Raw genomic sequence first — 20,805 nt, forward strand, 5'->3', positions numbered from 1 at the left:
ATTTTTGGTAAAAACACAAGTACCTAAACAAAAAGGAAGTCATATATAACTTCCTTTTTGTATTTATTTACCATTTACATTTTATTGTACTCCCCCGCCAAGCGCTCTGTACAGGTCTACCTCAGCATTTAATCTTTCAAGGGTTACATTGACTGTCTCCAGATCATTCTGCAGCTTATTGTTCTGAGCCGTGATCACTTCCAGATAGGTAGCCATACCACTTTTATAAAGTTTAAGAGCATCGTTGATTCCTTTGTCTAAAATAGCCGTTCTCTGCTCCAAAAGATCTAATCTTTCTGTAGAACCTTTAGATTTTGCCATGGCATCGGAAACTTCTCCTACAGCAGTCATTACCGCCTGTTTAAAATTAACAGCCGCTTTTTCCTGTTCGATCAATGCTGTTTCATAAGCTGTTTTGAGCTGTTTTTTCTGAAAGATCGGAGCTGCAAGATTGGCAGCAATCGCTTTGGTAATAGATCCGGGTATATCAAACCAGGAGCTGAATTTATTGGAATTCACTCCAATCTGCGGGCTCAGGCTGATACTTGGATACATTGCCGCTTTTGCCAATCCTGTTTTTGAATTCAGACTGATCACGTTGAATTCAGCCATTTTCAGGTCCGGTCTTCTGCTCAGCAGCTGTGCCGGAAGGCCTTCCGAAAGCTTGTTTTCAGGGATCATTGTTTTCAGATTCCCTTCTCTTTCAATTCTAGCAGGATATTCTCCACAAAGGATGCTCAAAGCATTTTCCTGAACAGCAATATTCTGTTTTGCCAGCGGAATCAGCAGTTCAGCGGTTTTCTTTTGTGCTTCAGACTGCTGAACGGCCAGTGAATTGATCTGACCTGCGGTAAACTGGAGGTTCATCATTTTAAGAGTGCTGTTGCTCAATTCTATATTCTGCTCTGCGATTTTCAGCTGTTCATCCAGGCTTATCAGATTGTAATATGCCTGTGCTACCTGAACAACGATTCTGCTTTTTACAGCATTTAAGTTTTCTTTTTGAGCAAAATATTCGGCAGCGGCAGATTCTTTCTGCATTTTAGCTTTTCCCCAGATATCCACTTCCCATGAAAGTCTGAGTGCAGCACTGAAATCATCCATATATTTCGTCCCTACAAACTGCTCATTCAGGGAGCCATTCAGGGTATTGGTTGAAGCCCAGCTTCTGTTGGCGCCTGCAGTAAGATCCAGAGTGGGCATCAGAGACAGCTTAGCCTGTTTATAGATCAGATCCAGCTGTTCTATATTTTTCAGGGCTACATTCACTTCATTATTTCTGGTCAGTGCCTTGTCTATCAAAACAATCAGTTTAGGATCTTTGAAAAAGGTTTTCCATGGAAGCACGACGGTATCTCCCGTTACCTGTACAGATTCTTTATATGTTTCAGGAACCTGCAGATCTGTTCTTGTATAGGATTTCCCTACGGCGCAGGATATCAGTACTGATGCCATTGCGCCTGAAATAAGGAAATTCTTTATATTAAATATTCTCATTGGTCAATTGATTTTGTATTACAGGATACTTCTTTTTGGATGAAACTTTCTCATCCAGATACTGGAAGAACATATAGAGTACCGGAATGACAAACACTCCTAAAACCACTCCGCTCAGCATTCCTATCGCAGCGCTTACACTGATCGATTTATTTCCTGAAGCCATCCCTCCTGTGGAGATCATCAACGGAATCATCCCTACAATAAATGCCAGTGATGTCATGATGATCGGACGCAGTCTTGCTTTAGCTCCTTCCAATGCAGAATCCAGAATGGAAAGTCCGGCTTTTCGTCGCTGAATGGCAAATTCCACAATAAGAATCGCATTTTTGGCCAGCAACCCGATCAGCATGATCAATCCAACCTGCACATAAATATTGTTATCCAGCCCTATTGTTTTTATTCCGAGGAATGCGCCTATAATCCCTGTCGGAATAGAAAGCATTACTGCTAATGGGAGAATATAACTTTCATATTGTGCAGCAAGAAGCAGATATACAAACAGTAAACAAAGTCCAAGGATCACAACCGTCTGATTTCCTGCTGATTTTTCTTCTAAACTTAATCCTGTCCATTCGTAACTATAGTCAGACGGCAGATTGTTTAAGGTCTTCTCTATTTTATCCATCAATGCTCCATTACTGATGCCAGGTTTTGGCGACACGTTAATATTGAGTGAATTATAGAGGTTATAACGCTGAACCGATTCCGGGCCATAGACTTTTTTCAAAGTAATCAAAGTATTCACCGGCACCATATCTCCTTTTTCATTCTTTACAAAAATATCATTGAATGCCTGTTCATCCATTCTGAAAACACCATCAGCTTTAATATTAACCCTGTAAAATTTTCCGAACCTTGAAAAGTTCTGAGACTGGTCTCCTGAGAAATACGTCTGTACAGATCCTAACAGATTGGAAATACTTACTCCCAGCTGCTTCGCTTTGTCTTCATTCACTTCCAGCTCAAGCTGAGGATAATCTGCCCTGAACATGGTATAGGCAAATGCCACTTCCGGAATCTGCATCAGCTGTCCGATTACCTCATCTGCTTTTGCTTTAAGAACCTGGGGATCTCTTCCCATACGGTCCTGAAGTACGATTTCCGCATCATTGGTCATCCCGTATCCCTCTACCGGAGGCATTCTGAAAGTCATGACACTTCCTTCTTTAATAGCGGCCAGTTTTCCGTTGGCCATATCTACAATTTCCTGAATATCCTGAACTTCACCTCTTTCTTTTTTAGGCTTTAATTTAACAAATCCCATTGCATAAGCCGGTCCGGCACTGTTACTTAACAGGTTGTATCCTGTAATGGAAGTATTCTCCTGAACGGCATCCACACTTTTTAAAATAGCATTGATCTTATTGGAAACCTCTGTGGTTTTTGTTAATCCGGTTCCTGGAGGCATGCTTAAAGTATACATAAAGAAGCCATCATCTTCCATTGGAACGAAACTTTTAGTTGTACTTGACATTAACCACCCAGCCAGGCCGATAATTCCCACAACCAGTCCTGCAGCAATCCACTTACGGCCTATCAGGAATTTTACCCCTTTTGCATATCGGTTGGTCATATTACTGAACCCGGCATTAAATGCTACAGCGAATCTTTGTCCGAAACCTTTTGGCCTCCCACCTTCTTCCGCATGATGATTTTTAAGGAAAACCGCACACAAAGCAGGAGTCAATGTCAATGCATTCACTGCGGAAATAATAATTGCAATCGCTAAGGTATAAGCGAATTGTTTATAGAATAATCCTGCAGATCCTGACATAAATCCGATCGGGATAAATACCGCAGACATTACCAATGTAATTGAAATAACGGCTCCGGTGATCTCACTCATCGCTTTATGGGTGGCCTCTCTTCCTGAGAGATCCGTTCCTTCCATATTACTGTGCACTGCTTCCACCACAACAATAGCGTCATCAACCACAATACCAATGGCCAGTACAAGGGCAAAAAGCGTCAGTACATTGATGGTAAACCCTAATACCAAAAGGAAAAAGAATGTACCGATAATAGCTACCGGAACTGCAATCGCCGGAATGATTGTAGACCTGAAATCCTGTAAGAAAACGAATACTACGATAAACACGAGAATAAACGCTTCTATCAGGGTTGATTTTACCTGTCCTGTTGCCTCATCCAGTCTTTCTTTGGTGCTCATTACCTTAGTATATTTGATGCCTGGCGGGAACGATTTTGACAATTGATCAAGCGCTTTATTTACGCCTATTTCAATCTGGTTTGCATTAGATCCTGTGGTTTGCATAATGGCAACGGTAACTGCATTTTTCCCATTGGAAAGGTTATCTCCGGTATTCGAGATCGCTCCGAATTCCACACGGGCTACATCTTTGAGCCTGATCACCTGGTTGCCGGTATTTTTTACTACAATATCTTCATATTGCTCCGGTTTATTTTTCTTTCCTTTATACCGGATTACATATTCCAGGGCAGCATTGGATTCTTCGCCCAGTTTACCCGGGGCAGATTCTAAACTATGATCGGCAATAGCCCTGGACACATCCGCAGGCTCAAGCCCATATGAAGACATCTTCTGAGGATTCAGCCATATTCTCATAGAGTAATCTTTGATCCCGAATACCATGGCCTGTCCTACTCCTTTTACTCTTTTAACCTGCGGAATAAGGTTGATATTCGCATAGTTCTGAAGGAAAGTTTCATCATACTGCTTATTGTCTTCCGTATAAATATTGAAGATCAATACCATACTGTTCTGCTGCTTGGATGTTGTAAGCCCCATCCTTACCACTTCCTGCGGAAGTATCGGAGTGGCCTGCTGCACCCTGTTCTGGACATTTACGGCAGCCTGGTCAGCATTTACTCCCTGCTTGAAGATGATCGAAATGGAGAATGTACCGTCATTACTTGCGGTAGACTTCATATATTCCATATCCTCCACCCCGTTGATCTGTTCTTCCAACGGAGTTACTACGGAACGGATCACCGTTTCACTGTTTCCTCCCGGATAAGATCCTGAAACGGTAATGGTAGGCGGAGAAATGTCCGGGAACCTGGTCACAGCCAGCTCGTTTAATCCTATAATCCCTAAAATAACAATGATAAGGGATATTACCGTCGCCAGTACCGGACGGTCTATTATCTTTTTTAACATTTTTCGAATTTTCTAAAAAATGGTTATACTACTGTTTTGAAGGAATCACTTTGGCCAGCACCTGTGCCCCGTCTGTAAGGGCATCAATCCTGTTGATGGCAATCTTGTCGCCTGCATTCACACCTTCTTTGATGAAGTAATCCTGGGATGTGCTTCCTGATACCTGAATCTGGGTCATTTTCACCTTGTCCTTTCCATTCAGTTTATAGACAAAAAATCTATCCTGGATGTCTTTTACCGATGTTTTCGGAAGTTTAACAACACCATTCAGCGCATTATGGATCATTACTCTGGCTGTTCCTCCTGCTCTCAATAATTTATCGGGATTCTGAAAAACTGCTTTCATCTGAATACTTCCTGTATTTCTGTCGAAATTCCCACTGGCATTCTCAAGTTTTCCTTTAAAAGAATAGGTTGAACCATCGGCCAGGATCAATTCTACATTTTCCGCATTATTTCCTGAAGCAGCTCTGCTATGGGCGATAAAGTCGGCCTCATTCATTGAGAAATACACATTTACGGTATTGATGCTTGAAAGAGTAGTCAATGGTGACGGATCGGAAGGACTGATCAGGTTTCCTACCCTGTTCGGGATTCTGCCTATGTAACCGCTAACCGGAGCTTTGATATAGGTAAAGCCAGCGTTGATCTTTGAAGATCCTAAAGATGACTGAGCCTGTGCAACCTGTGCTGCTGCGGCTTTATAGCTTGCCTGTGCGGTTTTCAGCTGCATCTCTGAGACTACTTTTCCCTCTACAAGAGGTTTTACTTTCTCAACTTCCAGTCTTGCTGTTTCCTGGGCTGCCAATGCGGCTTTCAGAGCAGCAGCGTTGGTATTAACCTGCTCATTATATACAGAAGGATTAATCCTGAATAAGGTCTGCCCTTTACTCACATACTGTCCTTCTTTGATATATACGGCTTCCAGGTAGCCTGTCACCTGAGCTTTAATCTCTACGTTATCCTGTCCTTCTATACTTCCCGGGTACCCTGTAGAAACATCTGCATCTCCGGATTTCACCTGGATGAAGTCTGTAGGCAATGCCTGCTGCATTTGCTGGGCATTTTCCTGACTGTTCCCAGAGCCGCAGGAATAAAGTATGGCTGCAGCTGTAAGTGAAAGTACCAGATATCCTTTTCTGTAATTCATAACATTGGTTTTTAAATTTTACAGCCACAAAATAAACTCATATAACAGGGATATTTATATAGAAATCAGGTGAAGCGTAATTAATCGCAGGTGAACCGTATGATAGTAAAAATGAAAAGAAAGCTTAAATGCTCCTCTTTAGAATCAATAAAAAAAAGATTTTTCCCGGTGGGATATTTTAAAAACACAGCTGACCCCTGAATTGATCGAGTTCGTCTTAAAGCTCGTATACCAGCTTATTTAATGATATAATTCCGAAGTATCAATACAGCAAAAAAAAGTCAATAATTTAGATTTTTATCAATGAAAAATCTTTTAGCTATCCATAGTACTTGTAACCCTTCATGAGAAATTCATGAGGGCTTTTTAGGGTTGGGAGCCGGAAGAGGGAGGCTGGAAGTTACTATTGTTTAATATACTTCTACCGATTACAGAAACTGATCAACCGTTAAAATGATTTTAAATGATCTTTAGGATTCAAATGCTTTTCCTCATCCGGCATGTGGTTTTGTACCGTATTTAATAATCCATCCAGGATTTGAATATAGAAGCTTTTTCCCGGCTTACAATTACTTCCATATCAGGTTGCTTTCTGAGTTCCAGTTTGAGTTTTCCATTAAAATGATTAAAGATTTGCTTTACAGAATCAATGTGAATAATGAATTGTCTGTTGGCACGGAAAAAGAATTTGGGATCCAGCTGTTTTTCAAGTTCTTCCAGGGTTTGTGGAACATTCTCTACGATACCTGTATTCAGCATTGCTTTACTGATGCCCAGTTCGGTGTAAAAATACAGAATATCTTCTGCCAAGACCGTTTTGTAACCGTCTCTATGGGTAATAAGGAACCGTTTTCTGTAATCTTTAGGCTGGATATAATTGAGCAGGCCTTCAATGGCTGTTCCCACTACCGGAACAGATTCCATAAAGGTTTCATAGCGTTTTAAAGCGGCGTCAAGTTCTTCTTCTTCGATAGGTTTGAGAAGGTAGTCTATACTGTTATATTTGAATGCCTGTACTGCATATTCATCATAGGCGGTAGTGAATATGACGGCACTTTTAACTTCATGTTTATTAAAGATCTCAAAGCTCACTCCGTCTGCAAGGCGCACATCCATCATAATAATATCCGGAACGATATTATTTTCAAGCCACTCTACCGTTGAGGTGATTGAATCTTCTACGGAAAGAATTTCAATATGAGGTCTCAGCTTTAGCAGCAGCCTCTTTAGTCTGTCTGCATTGGGTCTTTCATCTTCAACTATCAGAATTTTATTAATCTTCATATCAATGGAAGTTTTACAGTAAATTTTTCTTCAGTCTTTTCTATTATCGGTTTTGCATATCCTAAGATTTCGTACCGTGCAATGATGTTGGTAAGCCCTACTCCAGAAGAATCCGGCTTATTGATCAATGGCAGAAATGTATTGGAAACCACCAGCTCTCCTTCAGAACTGGTGTACACATGTATTTCCAGAGGATTGGCTTTTGAAGTCTGATTGTGCTTGATCGCATTTTCTACCAACAGCTGCAGGGATAACGGAAGGGTATACATAGACCTGTATTCTTCCTGAACATCAATTTTGAATATTACCCCTTCCCCAATTCTTTTTTCAATCAGAAAGATATAGGATTCTAAAAACTTCAGTTCCTCTTCCACTACAATGATGTCTTTCCTGGAATTGACGAGCAGATAACGGTATACTCTTGCAAATTTTTCAGAATATTCATATCCCAGCTGCTGATCTTCCAGAATCAGTTCAGAGAGCACGCTCAGATTATTAAAAATAAAATGCGGATCTATCTGAAGCTTAAGCGCCTGAAGTTCTGCCGCCATAGCCGCCTGCTTATGTTTGGAGGCTCTCAGCTTGTGCTGCGCTGCTTCCACAGCTGTTTTTTTCCAGTTTGCCAATAAATAATCAACGGTATTAAAAGCACTGATGATAAGGGAGATCACAATATTTGTTGCAATCCACTGGCCCAATAAGGTATATTCTTTCCGGTAATCCATTTCCGGTAAATTGTCTGAGGTACCATCAACAATTGCATTAATAATAATAACGATGAGCACACTTCCAACGATCTGAAGAAACCCCTGGATGAGCAATCTTTTTATCGTTCTGTCTCTCCATGGAAGCAGCTTATTGAGTGTCATATCAATCAGTATGCTTACTTCTGAGATGATTACTGAAAAGAGAAGCACCCATAAGGTATCTTCAATAATCATCTGCAATGGGGTATCAAGATATCCCTGCCAAACCGGATCGAAGGGATCTATCAGATAAGAGAAACCGCAAAAGGCCACCACTGCTACTGCCCAGATCACCAGCCTTCTTTTCATGGCCGAAAGAATCTTTTTATTCCGCACTATATTTTTTCTGATGGTCGCAATCCTATTCATATCCGGGACTTTGTGAGTGTAAATATAGAAATAGATTTTATATGCCTTTGTTCTATTTTATACGAGACCGCCAAAACGGTACCTGAACCGTACAATAGAAGACTTAAAATGGACGTCAACGTTTCATCACCGGAAAAAGACATTTCATCATCATATTATGCAATGTCACAATATTTTTATGATAAGGCTATGGATTCCTGTCTTAGTTTTGTCATATCAAAATCCGGTACAATGAAAACAATAATTGTCTGCACAGATTTTTCCCCGGAAGCTGAAAATGCAGCTCATTATGCAGCTTCTCTGGCTAAAGAAAATAAATACAGGATCGTACTTTTTACTCTTCAGACGGTTTCTATTCATGCATTGAATGCCCAGGCATCAGCAGATTTCTTTTATAGTCAAACACTTAAAAACCAAAATAAACTGTCTGATAAAGCAGAAGAAATCAACAGACTATACTCTATAGAAACGGAATATCATCTGGCTTCGGGTAATTTTATTGAAGAGCTGGAGAATTGCCTGAACATTCATGAGTGTGATTTTATTGTGATGGGAATGGCTGAAAAAACCCTTGAGGAGAAGCTGTTGGGCAATAATGTCATCCGGGCCATTCACAGAATAAAGAAACCGATATTGATCATTCCGGCTCATATAGAATACACGGGGATCCGGAAAATTCTTTTTTCCTACGATGTCCACAAGAATATGACCTGGTCGGCAATGAATGATATTTATTATTTCATCAATCAATTTGATGCTGAAATTGAGGTATTTAATGTCACTGAAAGTATAGAAGACTTCACAGAGGTTATTCATGATATTGACCTGAATTCAGGGTATGACCTGAATGATATTAAATACAGTTTTAAAATGATCCAGTCTATTGAGGTGATCAAAGCTATTGAAGAGGAAATCAGACTTACCAATCCTGACCTTCTCACGATGGTTCCTTACAAATACAATCTTCTGGAATCTCTTTTCCACCGCAGTAAAACAGCCATTATGGCCTATAAAAATAAAATTCCATTACTATCAATCCCCTTAAACATAGATTAAGATCAATAGAAATCTGTACACATTTGAATTATCCTTTTGCCCTTAACAGGCTAAATTTTACACTTAATCTTGTTTAACAGGGCCGAAGAGAAATCCGGTCCTGTTTTTTTTATTTATAATGTAAAATGAATGAAGGCTCCGGTATGGAATTTAAAATAAAAAGCCCTCTACATTTACCAACGCAGAGGGCCATCCTTAATAAATGGTATCAGGAAATCAAGGTGATTAATGCCTGATGGTAATTTTCTTGTAATTCATGTTTCCTGTTGAGAAAACAGATAGGGTTCTATAATCTAAGTTCCGTATCTCCTGGTGAAAGTCTTGCTTCTGTTTTTGCATTGTATTTCTGTCTCAATTTCGGAAGATGCAATGAATAAACTAAGACACAGATCTTTTTATTTTAATGGATACAATTGATATGTTTTTTTTGAAATGGAAATAAATTTTATCACCCATATTCATCTGAATATCAAAAAGTCGTAAATTTAGTATAGGATAAAAACAGTGTTTTCACCCTTTTTTATAGTTGACCCGTTAGCTAATTTTGCCATATAAAATTAAAAACCATAAAAATGAAAACGTCCTTTTTTACTAAAACTGTAAGCCCGCTTTGTGCAGCTTTTATTCTGATTTTCTGTTTACTCAGCTGTACCCGTTGTACTGAACCTCCTAAAGAACCCGTTAACGACAGTTATAAAAAGAAACTGATCACTTATAATGAAGCCCGGGTACTTTATGATGAATACTCGAGAACCAATAATGAAATTCTCACCAAATACCGTAATGGTGAACCTGACTCACGGTGGTATTGGTTTTCTCTTGAAGAAATGGAAGGATATATAAAATACGTCAAAGAAAGTGCAAAAAAGAAAAAATTAAAAAATCCAGGGATCAGAATTTACATGGGGAAATACCCTGTAAATCATCCCAGAAACAAAATGGCCAAACCCGAATATGCCGGCTATCAGACCCTATTTCTGGTTCCTACCTCACAAAAAAGAAAAAATGATAATGTAAAAGTAATGTCCAGAACGGTCACTTCAGAAGAAAATATAGATGAGCAAAGTATTGATCCTATGAATATGACCAATCTGGCACCACCACCTAAAGCTTCTGCAGCAGGTATGCAATAAAAAACAAGACTATGAACTGGAATATTGAAACAGGGAAACTGATATCTATGGGCATATCCATCATTGTGATGACTTTGATGATCATAAAGTACAGGAAAACCGGGAAAGAGAATCTGTTCTTTATCATTGGATACATTTTGTTTTCCCTGATTGATATTTTCTGTTATTTCTACTATGATATGACCGGTCTTCCTACAGATATTTTTTATGTCATCGGATTTTTAATGATTGTCTTCTTTTTGTATTTATTCTATTATTATCAATTATTGTATGTTCTGTTGCTTAAAAAGATACAGTTCATTATTTTAGTTCTTTTTGTATTCAATATTGCCGTCATGCTTTATAAGGAAGATGATCTGCTTCATCATTTTTCTTTTCATATGCTTTATGCAGATATTCTTTTGCTGTTATTTTCAATTATCCTGTTCCTGTACCAGACTTTTAATTCGGATAAAATCCTGGAACTCAACAATTATTTACCATTCTGGATATCAGTGGCTTTAATGATTCTTTTTATCGGAAGTATTCCGATTCTTTTTTTCAGAGCTACCGTTTCAGAGGGCATTTACTTTTTTATTTTATTTATGCTGAACCTGATCAGCAACAGTATTCTCATATTGGGTTTACTTTGGAACAAGCAGGACAGAATCAAATAAAACCGCTCGTATATGGAAGAAAACAATTTGGTCATTATCTCCACAATAACCTTATTTATCGTTGTTCTGACAATGATCTTCATTTATGTGGTTTTTATTAAGAAAAAAACAACCCTTCTGATTGCCCAGAAAGAAAAAGATCTCCGGTTTGAAAAAGAACTGGCTACGTCCCAGGTGGAGATCAAGGAACAGACACTCAATTATATAGGTCAGGAACTTCATGATGATCTGGGGCAAAAGCTTTCTGTTGTCCGGCTGCGGCAGAATCAACTGATCACCAAGCTTAAAAATGCAGAAAGAGATGAACTGCATGAGCTGAATGAATTGCTGGGTGAATGCATACAGGATATAAGAAACCTGTCTAAAACATTGATCACTGAACAGATTATTCATTTCGGGCTGGCAGAATCCATAGAAAGAGAAGTTCAAAGGATAAAAAAACTGAAATTATTAAAAATAGAATTTATCACCGAAAAGCAGGACATTGATATTTCCCCTAAACACGGCCTGATCCTTTTCAGAATTGTTCAGGAAAGCATCAACAATATCCTGAAGCATTCTAAAGCCAAAAATGTATCTATACACCTGCACGACAATAATGAAACACTTCACATCAGTATCTCTGATAACGGAAAAGGTTTTGATACAAGCATTATTCAGGACGGTTCCGGATTGAAAAATATGGAACTGAGAGCCAAGCTGATCCATGCCAGCCTGTCTATACAATCAGAATTGAATCAAGGAACACAGATTTTGATAACCTACAACAAAAATTTATTATGAAAACGATTCCCATAGCCATTGTTGATGATCATACTTTAATTTCCAAAGCACTGGAGAATATGATCACAGAAAATACTCAGTATAAAGTGATTATGAACCATCCTAACGGAGAAGATTTTATTGCAGCAGTGGAACAAGCATCCGAATTACCTGCTGTAGTCCTGATGGATGTGAATATGCCTTATAAAAACGGTATAGAAACTACAGAATGGCTCAGTGAGCACTTTCCTGACATCAGAGTGATTGCCCTGACGATGGACGATGACGAGAAAATACTCATCAAGATGCTGAAAGCCGGAGCGAAAGGATATCTGCTTAAAGATATGCAACCTTCCATTCTCTTTCAGGCAATAGAGACTGTCTTTGAAAAAGGAAGTTTTTATACAGATTTTGTTGCCCAGAAATTATTGAAAGTAAAAACAGAAGAGATAAAGACCGCTTCTCTTCTTTCGGAACTGAGAGACAGGGAAAAAGAATTTATAAAATGGGCCTGCAGTGAGCTTACCTATAAGGAAATAGCCGATAAAATGTGCTTAAGTCCCAAAACCATTGACGGTTACAGAGATTCTGTCTTCCTTAAACTGGATATCAAAAACAGAGCAGGTCTGGTTCTCTTTGCTTTAAAACATGATCTTTGCTGATTGTATTTATAACCCATTTTATTAAATCAATATCGTAAATCTTTACATTCTACATACTGTCCGGCAGCTTATTTCAGCTGTCGGATTTTTTATTAAATCTACCTGATAAGCAATGTATTAAAATTTAAAAAAGGGGTTTTCACCCATTCAAAATACTGTTTTCTCCTCTGTTTTCATGACGCAGAATGATGGAATTTTGTCACAGAAAAACAAAGAAAGGCAGAACCCGAAAAGCCGGAACAGAGTAGGGAAAATTTTAAAACTAATACAATGAAAAAAGCACTTATCGTAGGTATTAATGACTACGCACCCATCGGATACGGCGGGCCGGACCTCAACGGCTGTGTAAATGATGCGAGAGATATGGCCAACACATTGGTGATCTGCGGCTTTAGTCCGGCAAAGATTAAAATCCTGACCAACCAGAATGCTACAAGAGCCAATATATTGAATTATCTGAAATCAATGATCAGTACAAGTGTAAAAGGAGACTCTCTTGTTTTCTATTATTCAGGACACGGAACCAGAGTTGCCAACATAGGTTCTGATCTGGAGATAGATGGTCTGGATGAAGCGATTTGCCCACACGATTATGCAAGTGCCGGTGTAATTCGTGATGATGATTTTAAAACCGTTCTCAGCAAGTTAAAAGCCGGTGTGAATATGGAAGTTATTTTTGACTGCTGCTATTCCGGAACTGGAACCAGAAAAATGGACCTGGGACTGGAAGCAGATTTCCTCAATGAAACAGCACGTTTTATTCCGCCAATGCTTGAAGATGAATTTTATATGACCTATGCCAGTGAAATGGAATCTTCTAAAAATACTAAAAAATCAGCTGTCCTTACCAAAGCTCTGGTACCTGTTGCCGGGATGAATCACACCTTATGGGCCGCAGCCAGAGACAATCAGGTATCTATGGAAGGAAACTTGAGCGGGCAGATAAGAGGTTACTTTACCTATCATTTCTGTAAAATATTAAGGGCAACCAATGGGAATATTGTCAGAAAAACCCTTGATAAACAGGTTGCTATTGCCTTAGCTGCTATGGGAGCCGCCCAGATCAACCAAACGGAAAGCATAAGTACAGAATTTTCTCAAAAAATATTCAATTAAACAATAACCATTACCGGTGGAATCCGAAAAACCATTAAAAGAGTAGGAATAAATCAGATTAAAAATAATAATCATGTCTAAAATTGAAAACAACAACCCAATGACTTCTGAGGAAGTATCAAGACTCAGAACTGTGAAAGCAAAATCAACTGAAAAATCAGCTGCTGTTGAAAAACTTTCCAGCCAGGCTCCGGCCATGGAAACCATTAACGGAAGAACTTACCCTAAAGGAATGAAGGCTATAGGAATGCCTATGGATGAAAAAACAGCAGAAAGCCGATCTATTGAAACGGATCACTATTACCCTACTCATGCCGATTTCGAATACAGCCCAAAATTAGAGTCTAAAAAAGACCGTAAGCCTAAATTTATTGACAGGGATTCTTTCTTAACTGCCGAAAATGCGAGAACGATATTCGGAGCAGATCAAAGAAAAGTTTATAATTCTACAGCTTATCCATGGAGATGCGTCGGAAGAGTGGAAAGTGCTTTAGGCTCAGGAAGCGGCGTTATGATCGGACCAAGACACCTTCTTACCTGCTCCCATATTGTTGACTGGCAGGCTAACAATACTACAGGATGGCTGAAGTTCACTCCAATGTATTATAACGGAAGTGCTCCTTACGGAACTGCCTGGGGTACGCTGACCTATTATAAGTATAAAGTATCCGGCCCCGGCATTGATTCTACGGAAATACAATATGACTACGTGGTGATTGTCTTAGACAGACCTATAGGAAACAGTACGGGATGGCTGGGAGCAAAATCCTATTCCGATTCATGGGACGGAGGCGCCTACTGGACTCATGCTGGGTATCCGGGAGACCTTACCGGAACCCAGAGACCCACTTATCAAACCGGAATCGCACTGGATGGCGATTTCTGGAGTGCCGACGATAATGAAAGCATGAGCCACAAAGCCGATATCTGGCCGGGACAAAGCGGAGGACCTTTCTGGGGTTACTGGGATGGAGCCCCTTATGCTGTAGCTACCCAAAGCGCCCATAACCCGAGCGATAATTTTGCAAGCGGCGGATCAGATCTGGTGAACCTGGTAATCAGAGCAAGAAATGAGCATCCTTAGTGAGTTTTGGATTTTCAATAACAATCAGCCCGCCTTTTAGGCGGGCTGATTTAATATTTATTGATGAGGGTAGTATATTATAAGTAATATCTGATAAGAAGATCAGGTTAAAAGATTTTTACGGACCATCTTCCTTAGGATAAACACATCTACTTTTACAGCATCCAAAGTGTCTTTACAATAAATTAAATTTCATTTTAATTTTGTTAATTAAAAAAGGTAAATCTTCTATCGCTTGATCAATTATTTTTTTATCAAAATCATTTAATACTTTAGATTCATTATTTTTAATAAAATTATTGTAGAAATATTCTGGAGTGATAATATAATTTTTGCTATTTTCAGAGGTTGCCATAATCCATTTAGTATTATTAGTAAAGTTATTGACAACTGAGATTAGATTTTGATAGACACTATCATTTTTCGGAGTATCTTTAAATCTAAAAATAAGCCTGAGTATTCTTGCATATTTATCATCTACATTATGAGTAGAAGCAAATGCTGATTCTATTGGCTTTATTTTTTCTAGTGTTTCAAAAAGTAACGTATTCATTTTTAATATTTTTATGGTGTAACTTCATTTATCTTTAATCCATTAGGATTTATTTTATTCATTTCTTTCATATATTCTTCAAATAAAACCGGTTTATTAGAGAACCAGGGATCGAAAACAAAATCGCCATCAACATAAACTTGATGATAAACCCATTCATCTATGATTCCATTTTCAAAACCTTTCATCCATCTTCCTTGTTTAGGAGTAATTTCTAATATTTTCCCAAATTTAAAATCATCAAAAATCTTTTCGGCTATTTCAGAACAGTCTAACAAGGTATCTTTTGCAATGGCTTTAGCTATAATAAAAATTTTTTCACGAAGCACAACATCTATTTTACGAAGCAATATTTCTAATACTTCTTCCACTCTTTCAGAACTGGCACTTACCTTTCTTATTTCCTGCAAAACTTTCTGATACGCTTTATCATAGCGATTTTCCTTGTGCAACAATTTCTCCTTTGCAACAAAAAATACGGCAACTTTTGGTTGCCGTTAAGTAAATTTATCTGCCATTTTTTTGTAAAAAATCTTTAAATTCTTTTAAGAATTTAATAAACCTTTCTGTGGACCAAATAATGTCTGCTTTTTTCTGCTCTCTATTCAGGAGATTGAATAAATGTGTTTCTTCCTTATCTGCAACAATCAATAAATGACCTCCTTCTACAGAATATTCAAAATCTTTATTCGTGATTGAGTTAATCTTATCCAGCATATTTTGAACTTCTTCCGATGTCCAATAGCCAGATTCTATTTGCTCTAAAGCTTCTATTTCTTTATTGAATGTTTTCACACCATAATCATAATGTACCAAATGTGAAGGTACCTTATCTGAACAATAATTGTTCTTTACAAATTTATATTCCATAATTTAGATATTAAGTGCTCTTACATCAGTATCTCTAAATCGCCTTTCATTTAAAATTTGAACAATAAAATTCTTGGTATCTACACTCAATAATTCACTTTTTAAATCTTTATAGCTTTCCCAGCCGTTAGATTGTAAAAAATCTATTAGTTTTATTATAATCTATTCCATATTTACTTACTTAAAATCTAGGAGGATTAAAATAAATCTGCACTTGGGATAAGAAATCTATTGTTCTTAATCTCCGTAATAGGCTTCAATACCTTTTTGTATTTCTGGACTCATTTTTTTTGGATATTTCTCTTCTAATTTTTTCAGACATTCTACAAATTCTTTACTTTGAAGTTTATATGATAGTTCTTCAAAATCTGAACTAATATGTTCCAGATTATCTAAATTCAAATTTTCAATTACATGAATTGTTTGATTAACATCTATCAATAATAATTTAGTAATTTTATCATAATCATCAGACTTTGTAGGGTCATTTAGATGTTTTGATTCAATTACATTTATAATTTCTAAAATTTTATCTTCTAGTTTCATAATATTTATTCTTTATAAGGATTAAACTCATACTTTTTACTGTTTAGTAAAGGTTGTTTAGCATTATCTGGGAATATAGTTTTTGGTTTTCCATTAGTTTTCATCACCCCTACTCTTACACCATCGAAATTATCAAAAATAGGAATACCGTCATTCAAAAGCTTAAAGTCATTAAAATTTTTCTCGATAATAAACCTTCCAGCATTTTTTATCTTTTCTTTAGTCCAAGATTCTGGAAACCATGATTGACCAGTTATATGCTCTCCCTCTGTAATTCTTTTGTATTTATCTGCATGCCCTTCGACAGAGCCAATTCTAACACCGTTTTTATAGGTATACTCTACTTTATATTTTCTAACTATTTTATTAAGATAATTTACATTTTCCTGCCCGTGTCCCCCACTTTTCATTTTACCAGGTAACATACTCCTCCGAGGGTTTGCAGGTAAAGCAAATTCTCCCATACTAGCATGTTCTAAAACATCATCTGGTAAATGCTTTAAATTATAAAGTCCTTCCAAAATAACTCCTATTTTCCTCACATTATGGTTTTCTTGTTTCAAACCCATTAATGTCTCTTGGTAGACTCTATCATACCGGCTCCCTTGAGCAATAATCTCACCTTTGTAGACCAAAGCAAACTTTCTGTTGCTACTGATTGCTCCTATAACATCAGGATTAATACCACTTCCTTTATTAATGCTCTCCATAATAGCAGCAGCATCCAGCTCCATAAAGAAGGCTCCATGTTGCATTAAAGCATCACATTCCGAGGTTTTTGAAATGAACCCTGCGCTTGGGATTACCCATTCTGTGGGGCCAAGCACACGAAGTTATTTTCTTTGGGCAACTCCTATCAAATCCAAAACTATCGAAATTGAAATGTTATGAAAAAAATAAACCGCTCAACATTGAGCGGTTTACAAATTTATCCAAAACTTATGGAGTTGTAATCTTCAAAATTAATTGATTTTAAGCAGTTTAAAATAAAACCTGCCCTTTCTATCTCCCAATTTCCTTTGATATAAGGCATGAGTTTTTCCCACTCTTTTACTATTTCCATTAATTCTTCTTTTTCAAATTCATGAGGAAATTTCCAATTGCACAAATTTTCTAGTTTATGTTTCTCAAATAGGGGTAGCCAATATTCATGAAATAATTTATGTGTTGAAATTGGAATCTCATCTATATTTCCCTTTTTTGTTTCCGTTATAATGCTATATGACATTTTATTAAATTTTTAATTATATATTTATATTATTTCCCAAATTTAGCAGTAAAATCCCAGTCAGGAAATTCTTTTTTCAATCGTAATAATTCATTATTTACCGCATTTTGGACTCCAATATCAGTTTCCTCTACATGAAATTGTAATTTTCTTATATCTCTAATAATAGCTATATCAGGAGACAGGCCATCTGCCAATCTTGCTCTTGTTGATTTTGCATCTTCAAGAGCTTTTATTCTTTTATATGTTTTTAAATATATGTGTTTTTCAGCCCATTTTTCAAATGTCCACCAAGGTTTTCCTGTTTTAGGATTAATATTTCTAAGTAATTCTTCAGCTGACTTATCTTCTACAAAAATTCTTTTATTATGAAAAATTTGGTCAAACTCTCCGATAGGAGAGCCTCTGTGATCTAAAATTTCTATTAATTGATAGGATTTTGATTGCCAAATATCTTCTAAAATAAATCCAACCTTCTCCACACTATAACTCTCCCTTTTCACATCCATCAATGTCTTTTGATAAGCCCTATCATATCTACTTCCCTGGGCAATAATCTCACCTTTATAAACCAAAGCAAACTTTCTATTACTACTGATCGCACCTATAACATCAGGATTAATACCACTTCCTTTATTAATGCTCTCCATAATAGCAGCAGCATCCAGCTCCATAAAGAAGGCTCCATGTTGCATTAAAGCATCACATTCCGAAGTTTTTGAAAAGAACCCTGCGCTTGGGATCACCCATTCTGTAGGACTAAACATACGAAGGTCTTTTCTTTGAAAAGCTCTGCTGTTCAGATCCAAAAATACGGAAATAGCCACGGTCCTCAAACCTTGTCTTACTTTTTCAGCCGTTTCGGGTAATTTCAGTAAGCTTAAACAGCCTCTGTAAAAAGCAACAACAGCTTGTGACAAGGCCACTACTACCTGTGGTGCTGCAACAGCTGCTCCCAATACATTATAAACCAGGTCCCATTGTCTCAGAAACTCTTCTCCTCCCGGCAATTTGGCAATCTGATCCCGAAATGCCTGTATGGTAAGATCAGGCACTGCTAAGCTGAGATCCGCTAATGCCGCCAACAACAGATAGGGATTGTCTGTTAATACCAATGTTCCTATTCCAAAAACGACCCCCATTATATCCGCTACGATTCGCATCGTTTCGTTGATATCTTCCCAATTTTCTGCATCAGCCAATGCTTTTACATAAATAGCAGGAACCATCATTCTTACTGAACCCTCTTGTTCCGTTTCTCCATCCAAAGCCTCTGACCGGGTTTCATCTCTAAAGTATACCATATCCAGAGGATAAAACTGAGCTCCTTCATCCAGATCCTTTGTCACCTGTTCAGTTGCATTAGGATCTCCTTCTTTGGGGACAATAAAAATTCTTTTTACCACTTCCTGTTGCTGTTGGAGATAAAATGTTTTATCATTAGACTTTCCCAAGCCCAAAAGAAACCCTCCTAATTCCAATACCCTGGTATTGACCTTATATCCGTTTCCTATTTTGAACTCAGGTGCTCCTTGCTGTGGCCGGTTCTCAGAAAGCAGACAGGCTTCCATCAGGAACGTAGCAAAAATAATCCGGTTAGATTTCATTTCACCGTTCATCTCACTAAACCCATCTAAGTTAAAATAAATTCTGTTACAGAGTTCCGGATTAGCTTTAAATTTTTCCAACAGAAAGGTATAACTGGAAAGTGCTTTTATTGCATTGATCAAAGCAGAACTGCCATCTTTCCACCCACTGAAAATACCGGTATCATCAAGATCTGTCAGAGCCAATATATGCCCGAATATCGTTTCATTTGGGAGTTCCATTCCTTTAAGAACAAACTCTGGTGCCTGAGTATAAAGGAACTTAATCTCTTTAGCATCTGTAGCCTTTGTAGCACTTGTAACCTTTGTAGCCCTGAGAAAGCTGTTTTTAAAGATTTTAATAAAATAGTCTTTATAATAGGTATCACCATTTTCAAAATCACCATAACCAACATACCTAACAAGATTTCTGAATTCTTCATAAGAAAAAGTTTCCAATACAATTGCCTTTCTTCGTCTTAACTCAACAGTATCGGCATCCCTGTGATAAAAATAAATCAATTGTGCAGATATTTTTTCCTTTGGTCCGTTAATCTCAAATTTGATTTCGCATTGTGTCTGTACCAGATCAACAAGTTCTTTATTCTTGTTAAGATAAGTATTCAGGTAAATGAAATTCTCCCGATCATCCTTTATATACTTTTCTTCTGCAATTCCATCATAATCATTGATATTGTAGTCCAAAATAAAATGCATTCTGAGCTGATTGCTGTATTTTAATTTATTACATAACAGCTGTTTTCTTATAAAATCATCGGTACGCCATTCTTTACTGATGATTTCTCTAAGTTGAAGTGTTTCCATCATTTTTCTTTTTTGAAAAAGGCAGAGCATTACACTCTGCCATTAATTAATACTTCTTAGGAAAGCTTGTCCAGCCTGTCTCTGCAATTTTTCACAAATTCATCCAGATAAGAGGCCAGCAACTCTGTAAAGCCTGCCTTATTATTTTTCAACAGCCAAAGCATATACTGGTAGCTTGGTACTTTTACTCTATCAGTGTCTACATCTGCTGTAGCTTCAGCCAAAGGCAGCTCTATAAGATTGTTGTTACCATCACGGAGGTAGCTCCAAGTTTCTTTATAGATGACCCATTCAGGGGCTGGAAGTGAGATATTGATCTCTTCTCCTGTTTCCCTGTCTTTCAGTACCTGTTCATATCTGAAAGAGATAAATTGCTGTTTGGATTTGGCATCTATATCCAACACCCTGATACTTCTTTCAAATTGTGGCAGTTTGGGATGTGCCTGTAGTGGCAGTTCTGCAAGATTCAGGGGGGTATTTTCAATGTTGCTAAGGATTTCCTTAATATTTTCCGGTATAATTAAATGTGTATTCATA

At 37.6% G+C, this 20,805-nt stretch carries 20 protein-coding genes; 7 read left to right on the plus strand and 13 right to left on the minus strand.

Annotated features, from left to right (window positions below; genetic code table 11):
- Window positions 1–81: 81 nt before the first annotated feature.
- From ACTJJF_RS13045 to ACTJJF_RS13065, 5 genes are all read right to left on the minus strand, one after another.
- A complete protein-coding gene (locus tag ACTJJF_RS13045; RefSeq protein WP_440699927.1) occupies window positions 82–1,497 on the minus strand; it encodes an efflux transporter outer membrane subunit in 1,416 nt (471 codons plus the stop codon).
- Window positions 1,484–4,642 carry an efflux RND transporter permease subunit gene (locus tag ACTJJF_RS13050; protein ID WP_440699928.1) on the minus strand — a complete coding sequence of 1,053 codons (3,159 nt, stop codon included), beginning with the start codon at window positions 4,640–4,642 and terminating at the stop codon, window positions 1,484–1,486. The genes ACTJJF_RS13045 and ACTJJF_RS13050 overlap by 14 nt, the downstream gene beginning before the upstream one ends.
- Before the next feature lie 28 nt (window positions 4,643–4,670).
- A complete protein-coding gene (locus ACTJJF_RS13055) occupies window positions 4,671–5,792 on the minus strand; it encodes an efflux RND transporter periplasmic adaptor subunit (RefSeq protein ID WP_440699929.1) in 1,122 nt (373 codons plus the stop codon).
- A gap of 519 nt (window positions 5,793–6,311) precedes the next feature.
- A complete protein-coding gene (locus ACTJJF_RS13060; RefSeq protein WP_440699930.1) occupies window positions 6,312–7,076 on the minus strand; it encodes a LytR/AlgR family response regulator transcription factor in 765 nt (254 codons plus the stop codon).
- On the minus strand, window positions 7,073–8,191 hold the full coding sequence (locus tag ACTJJF_RS13065) for a sensor histidine kinase (RefSeq protein ID WP_312297326.1): 1,119 nt from the start codon (window positions 8,189–8,191) through the stop codon (window positions 7,073–7,075). The genes ACTJJF_RS13060 and ACTJJF_RS13065 overlap by 4 nt, the downstream gene beginning before the upstream one ends.
- Before the next feature lie 231 nt (window positions 8,192–8,422).
- Here ACTJJF_RS13065 and ACTJJF_RS13070 point away from each other — a divergent pair, with 231 nt between their 5' ends.
- From ACTJJF_RS13070 to ACTJJF_RS13100, 7 genes are all read left to right on the plus strand, one after another.
- On the plus strand, window positions 8,423–9,247 hold the full coding sequence (locus ACTJJF_RS13070; RefSeq protein ID WP_312297328.1) for a universal stress protein: 825 nt from the start codon (window positions 8,423–8,425) through the stop codon (window positions 9,245–9,247).
- Between the two features lie 572 nt (window positions 9,248–9,819).
- Window positions 9,820–10,380, plus strand: coding sequence for a hypothetical protein (locus ACTJJF_RS13075; protein ID WP_312297330.1), 561 nt, complete (start codon window positions 9,820–9,822; stop codon window positions 10,378–10,380).
- An 11-nt stretch (window positions 10,381–10,391) separates the two neighbouring features.
- Window positions 10,392–11,036, plus strand: coding sequence for a hypothetical protein (locus tag ACTJJF_RS13080; RefSeq protein WP_440699931.1), 645 nt, complete (start codon window positions 10,392–10,394; stop codon window positions 11,034–11,036).
- Between the two features lie 12 nt (window positions 11,037–11,048).
- A complete protein-coding gene (locus ACTJJF_RS13085) occupies window positions 11,049–11,819 on the plus strand; it encodes a sensor histidine kinase (protein WP_312297334.1) in 771 nt (256 codons plus the stop codon).
- Window positions 11,816–12,460 (plus strand): response regulator transcription factor, encoded by a 645-nt coding sequence (locus ACTJJF_RS13090; RefSeq protein ID WP_312297336.1) that lies wholly within the window; start codon window positions 11,816–11,818, stop codon window positions 12,458–12,460. Before ACTJJF_RS13085 ends, ACTJJF_RS13090 begins: the two co-directional genes overlap by 4 nt.
- A gap of 270 nt (window positions 12,461–12,730) precedes the next feature.
- Complete coding sequence (locus ACTJJF_RS13095) at window positions 12,731–13,576, plus strand: caspase family protein (protein ID WP_312297338.1); 846 nt, start codon at window positions 12,731–12,733, stop codon at window positions 13,574–13,576.
- A 73-nt stretch (window positions 13,577–13,649) separates the two neighbouring features.
- The gene (locus ACTJJF_RS13100; protein WP_440699932.1) at window positions 13,650–14,660 is read left to right on the plus strand and encodes a trypsin-like serine peptidase; all 1,011 of its coding nucleotides are present in this window, start codon (window positions 13,650–13,652) and stop codon (window positions 14,658–14,660) included.
- A 175-nt stretch (window positions 14,661–14,835) separates the two neighbouring features.
- Here the strand turns inward: ACTJJF_RS13100 and ACTJJF_RS13105 are convergent, their stop codons facing one another.
- The 8 genes from ACTJJF_RS13105 to ACTJJF_RS13140 form a co-directional block, all read right to left on the minus strand.
- Window positions 14,836–15,213, minus strand: coding sequence for a hypothetical protein (locus ACTJJF_RS13105; RefSeq protein WP_440699933.1), 378 nt, complete (start codon window positions 15,211–15,213; stop codon window positions 14,836–14,838).
- Window positions 15,214–15,224: 11 nt separating this feature from the next.
- Window positions 15,225–15,665, minus strand: a complete 441-nt coding sequence (locus ACTJJF_RS13110; RefSeq protein ID WP_440699934.1) for a hypothetical protein — start codon at window positions 15,663–15,665, stop codon at window positions 15,225–15,227.
- A gap of 55 nt (window positions 15,666–15,720) precedes the next feature.
- On the minus strand, window positions 15,721–16,083 hold the full coding sequence (locus ACTJJF_RS13115; protein WP_440699935.1) for a hypothetical protein: 363 nt from the start codon (window positions 16,081–16,083) through the stop codon (window positions 15,721–15,723).
- Between the two features lie 237 nt (window positions 16,084–16,320).
- A complete protein-coding gene (locus ACTJJF_RS13120; RefSeq protein ID WP_312297345.1) occupies window positions 16,321–16,629 on the minus strand; it encodes a hypothetical protein in 309 nt (102 codons plus the stop codon).
- 5 nt (window positions 16,630–16,634) lie between these two features.
- Window positions 16,635–17,363 (minus strand): EndoU domain-containing protein, encoded by a 729-nt coding sequence (locus ACTJJF_RS13125; RefSeq protein ID WP_440699936.1) that lies wholly within the window; start codon window positions 17,361–17,363, stop codon window positions 16,635–16,637.
- 194 nt (window positions 17,364–17,557) lie between these two features.
- Window positions 17,558–17,857, minus strand: a complete 300-nt coding sequence (locus ACTJJF_RS13130) for a hypothetical protein (protein WP_440699937.1) — start codon at window positions 17,855–17,857, stop codon at window positions 17,558–17,560.
- 29 nt (window positions 17,858–17,886) lie between these two features.
- Window positions 17,887–20,271 carry a hypothetical protein gene (locus tag ACTJJF_RS13135; RefSeq protein ID WP_440699938.1) on the minus strand — a complete coding sequence of 795 codons (2,385 nt, stop codon included), beginning with the start codon at window positions 20,269–20,271 and terminating at the stop codon, window positions 17,887–17,889.
- A gap of 53 nt (window positions 20,272–20,324) precedes the next feature.
- A complete protein-coding gene (locus ACTJJF_RS13140) occupies window positions 20,325–20,804 on the minus strand; it encodes a hypothetical protein (RefSeq protein WP_312297349.1) in 480 nt (159 codons plus the stop codon).
- Window position 20,805: the final 1 nt, after the last annotated feature.

Source organism: Chryseobacterium sp. 22458 (genome assembly GCF_052044975.1).
In the GTDB taxonomy this organism is placed as follows: domain Bacteria; phylum Bacteroidota; class Bacteroidia; order Flavobacteriales; family Weeksellaceae; genus Chryseobacterium.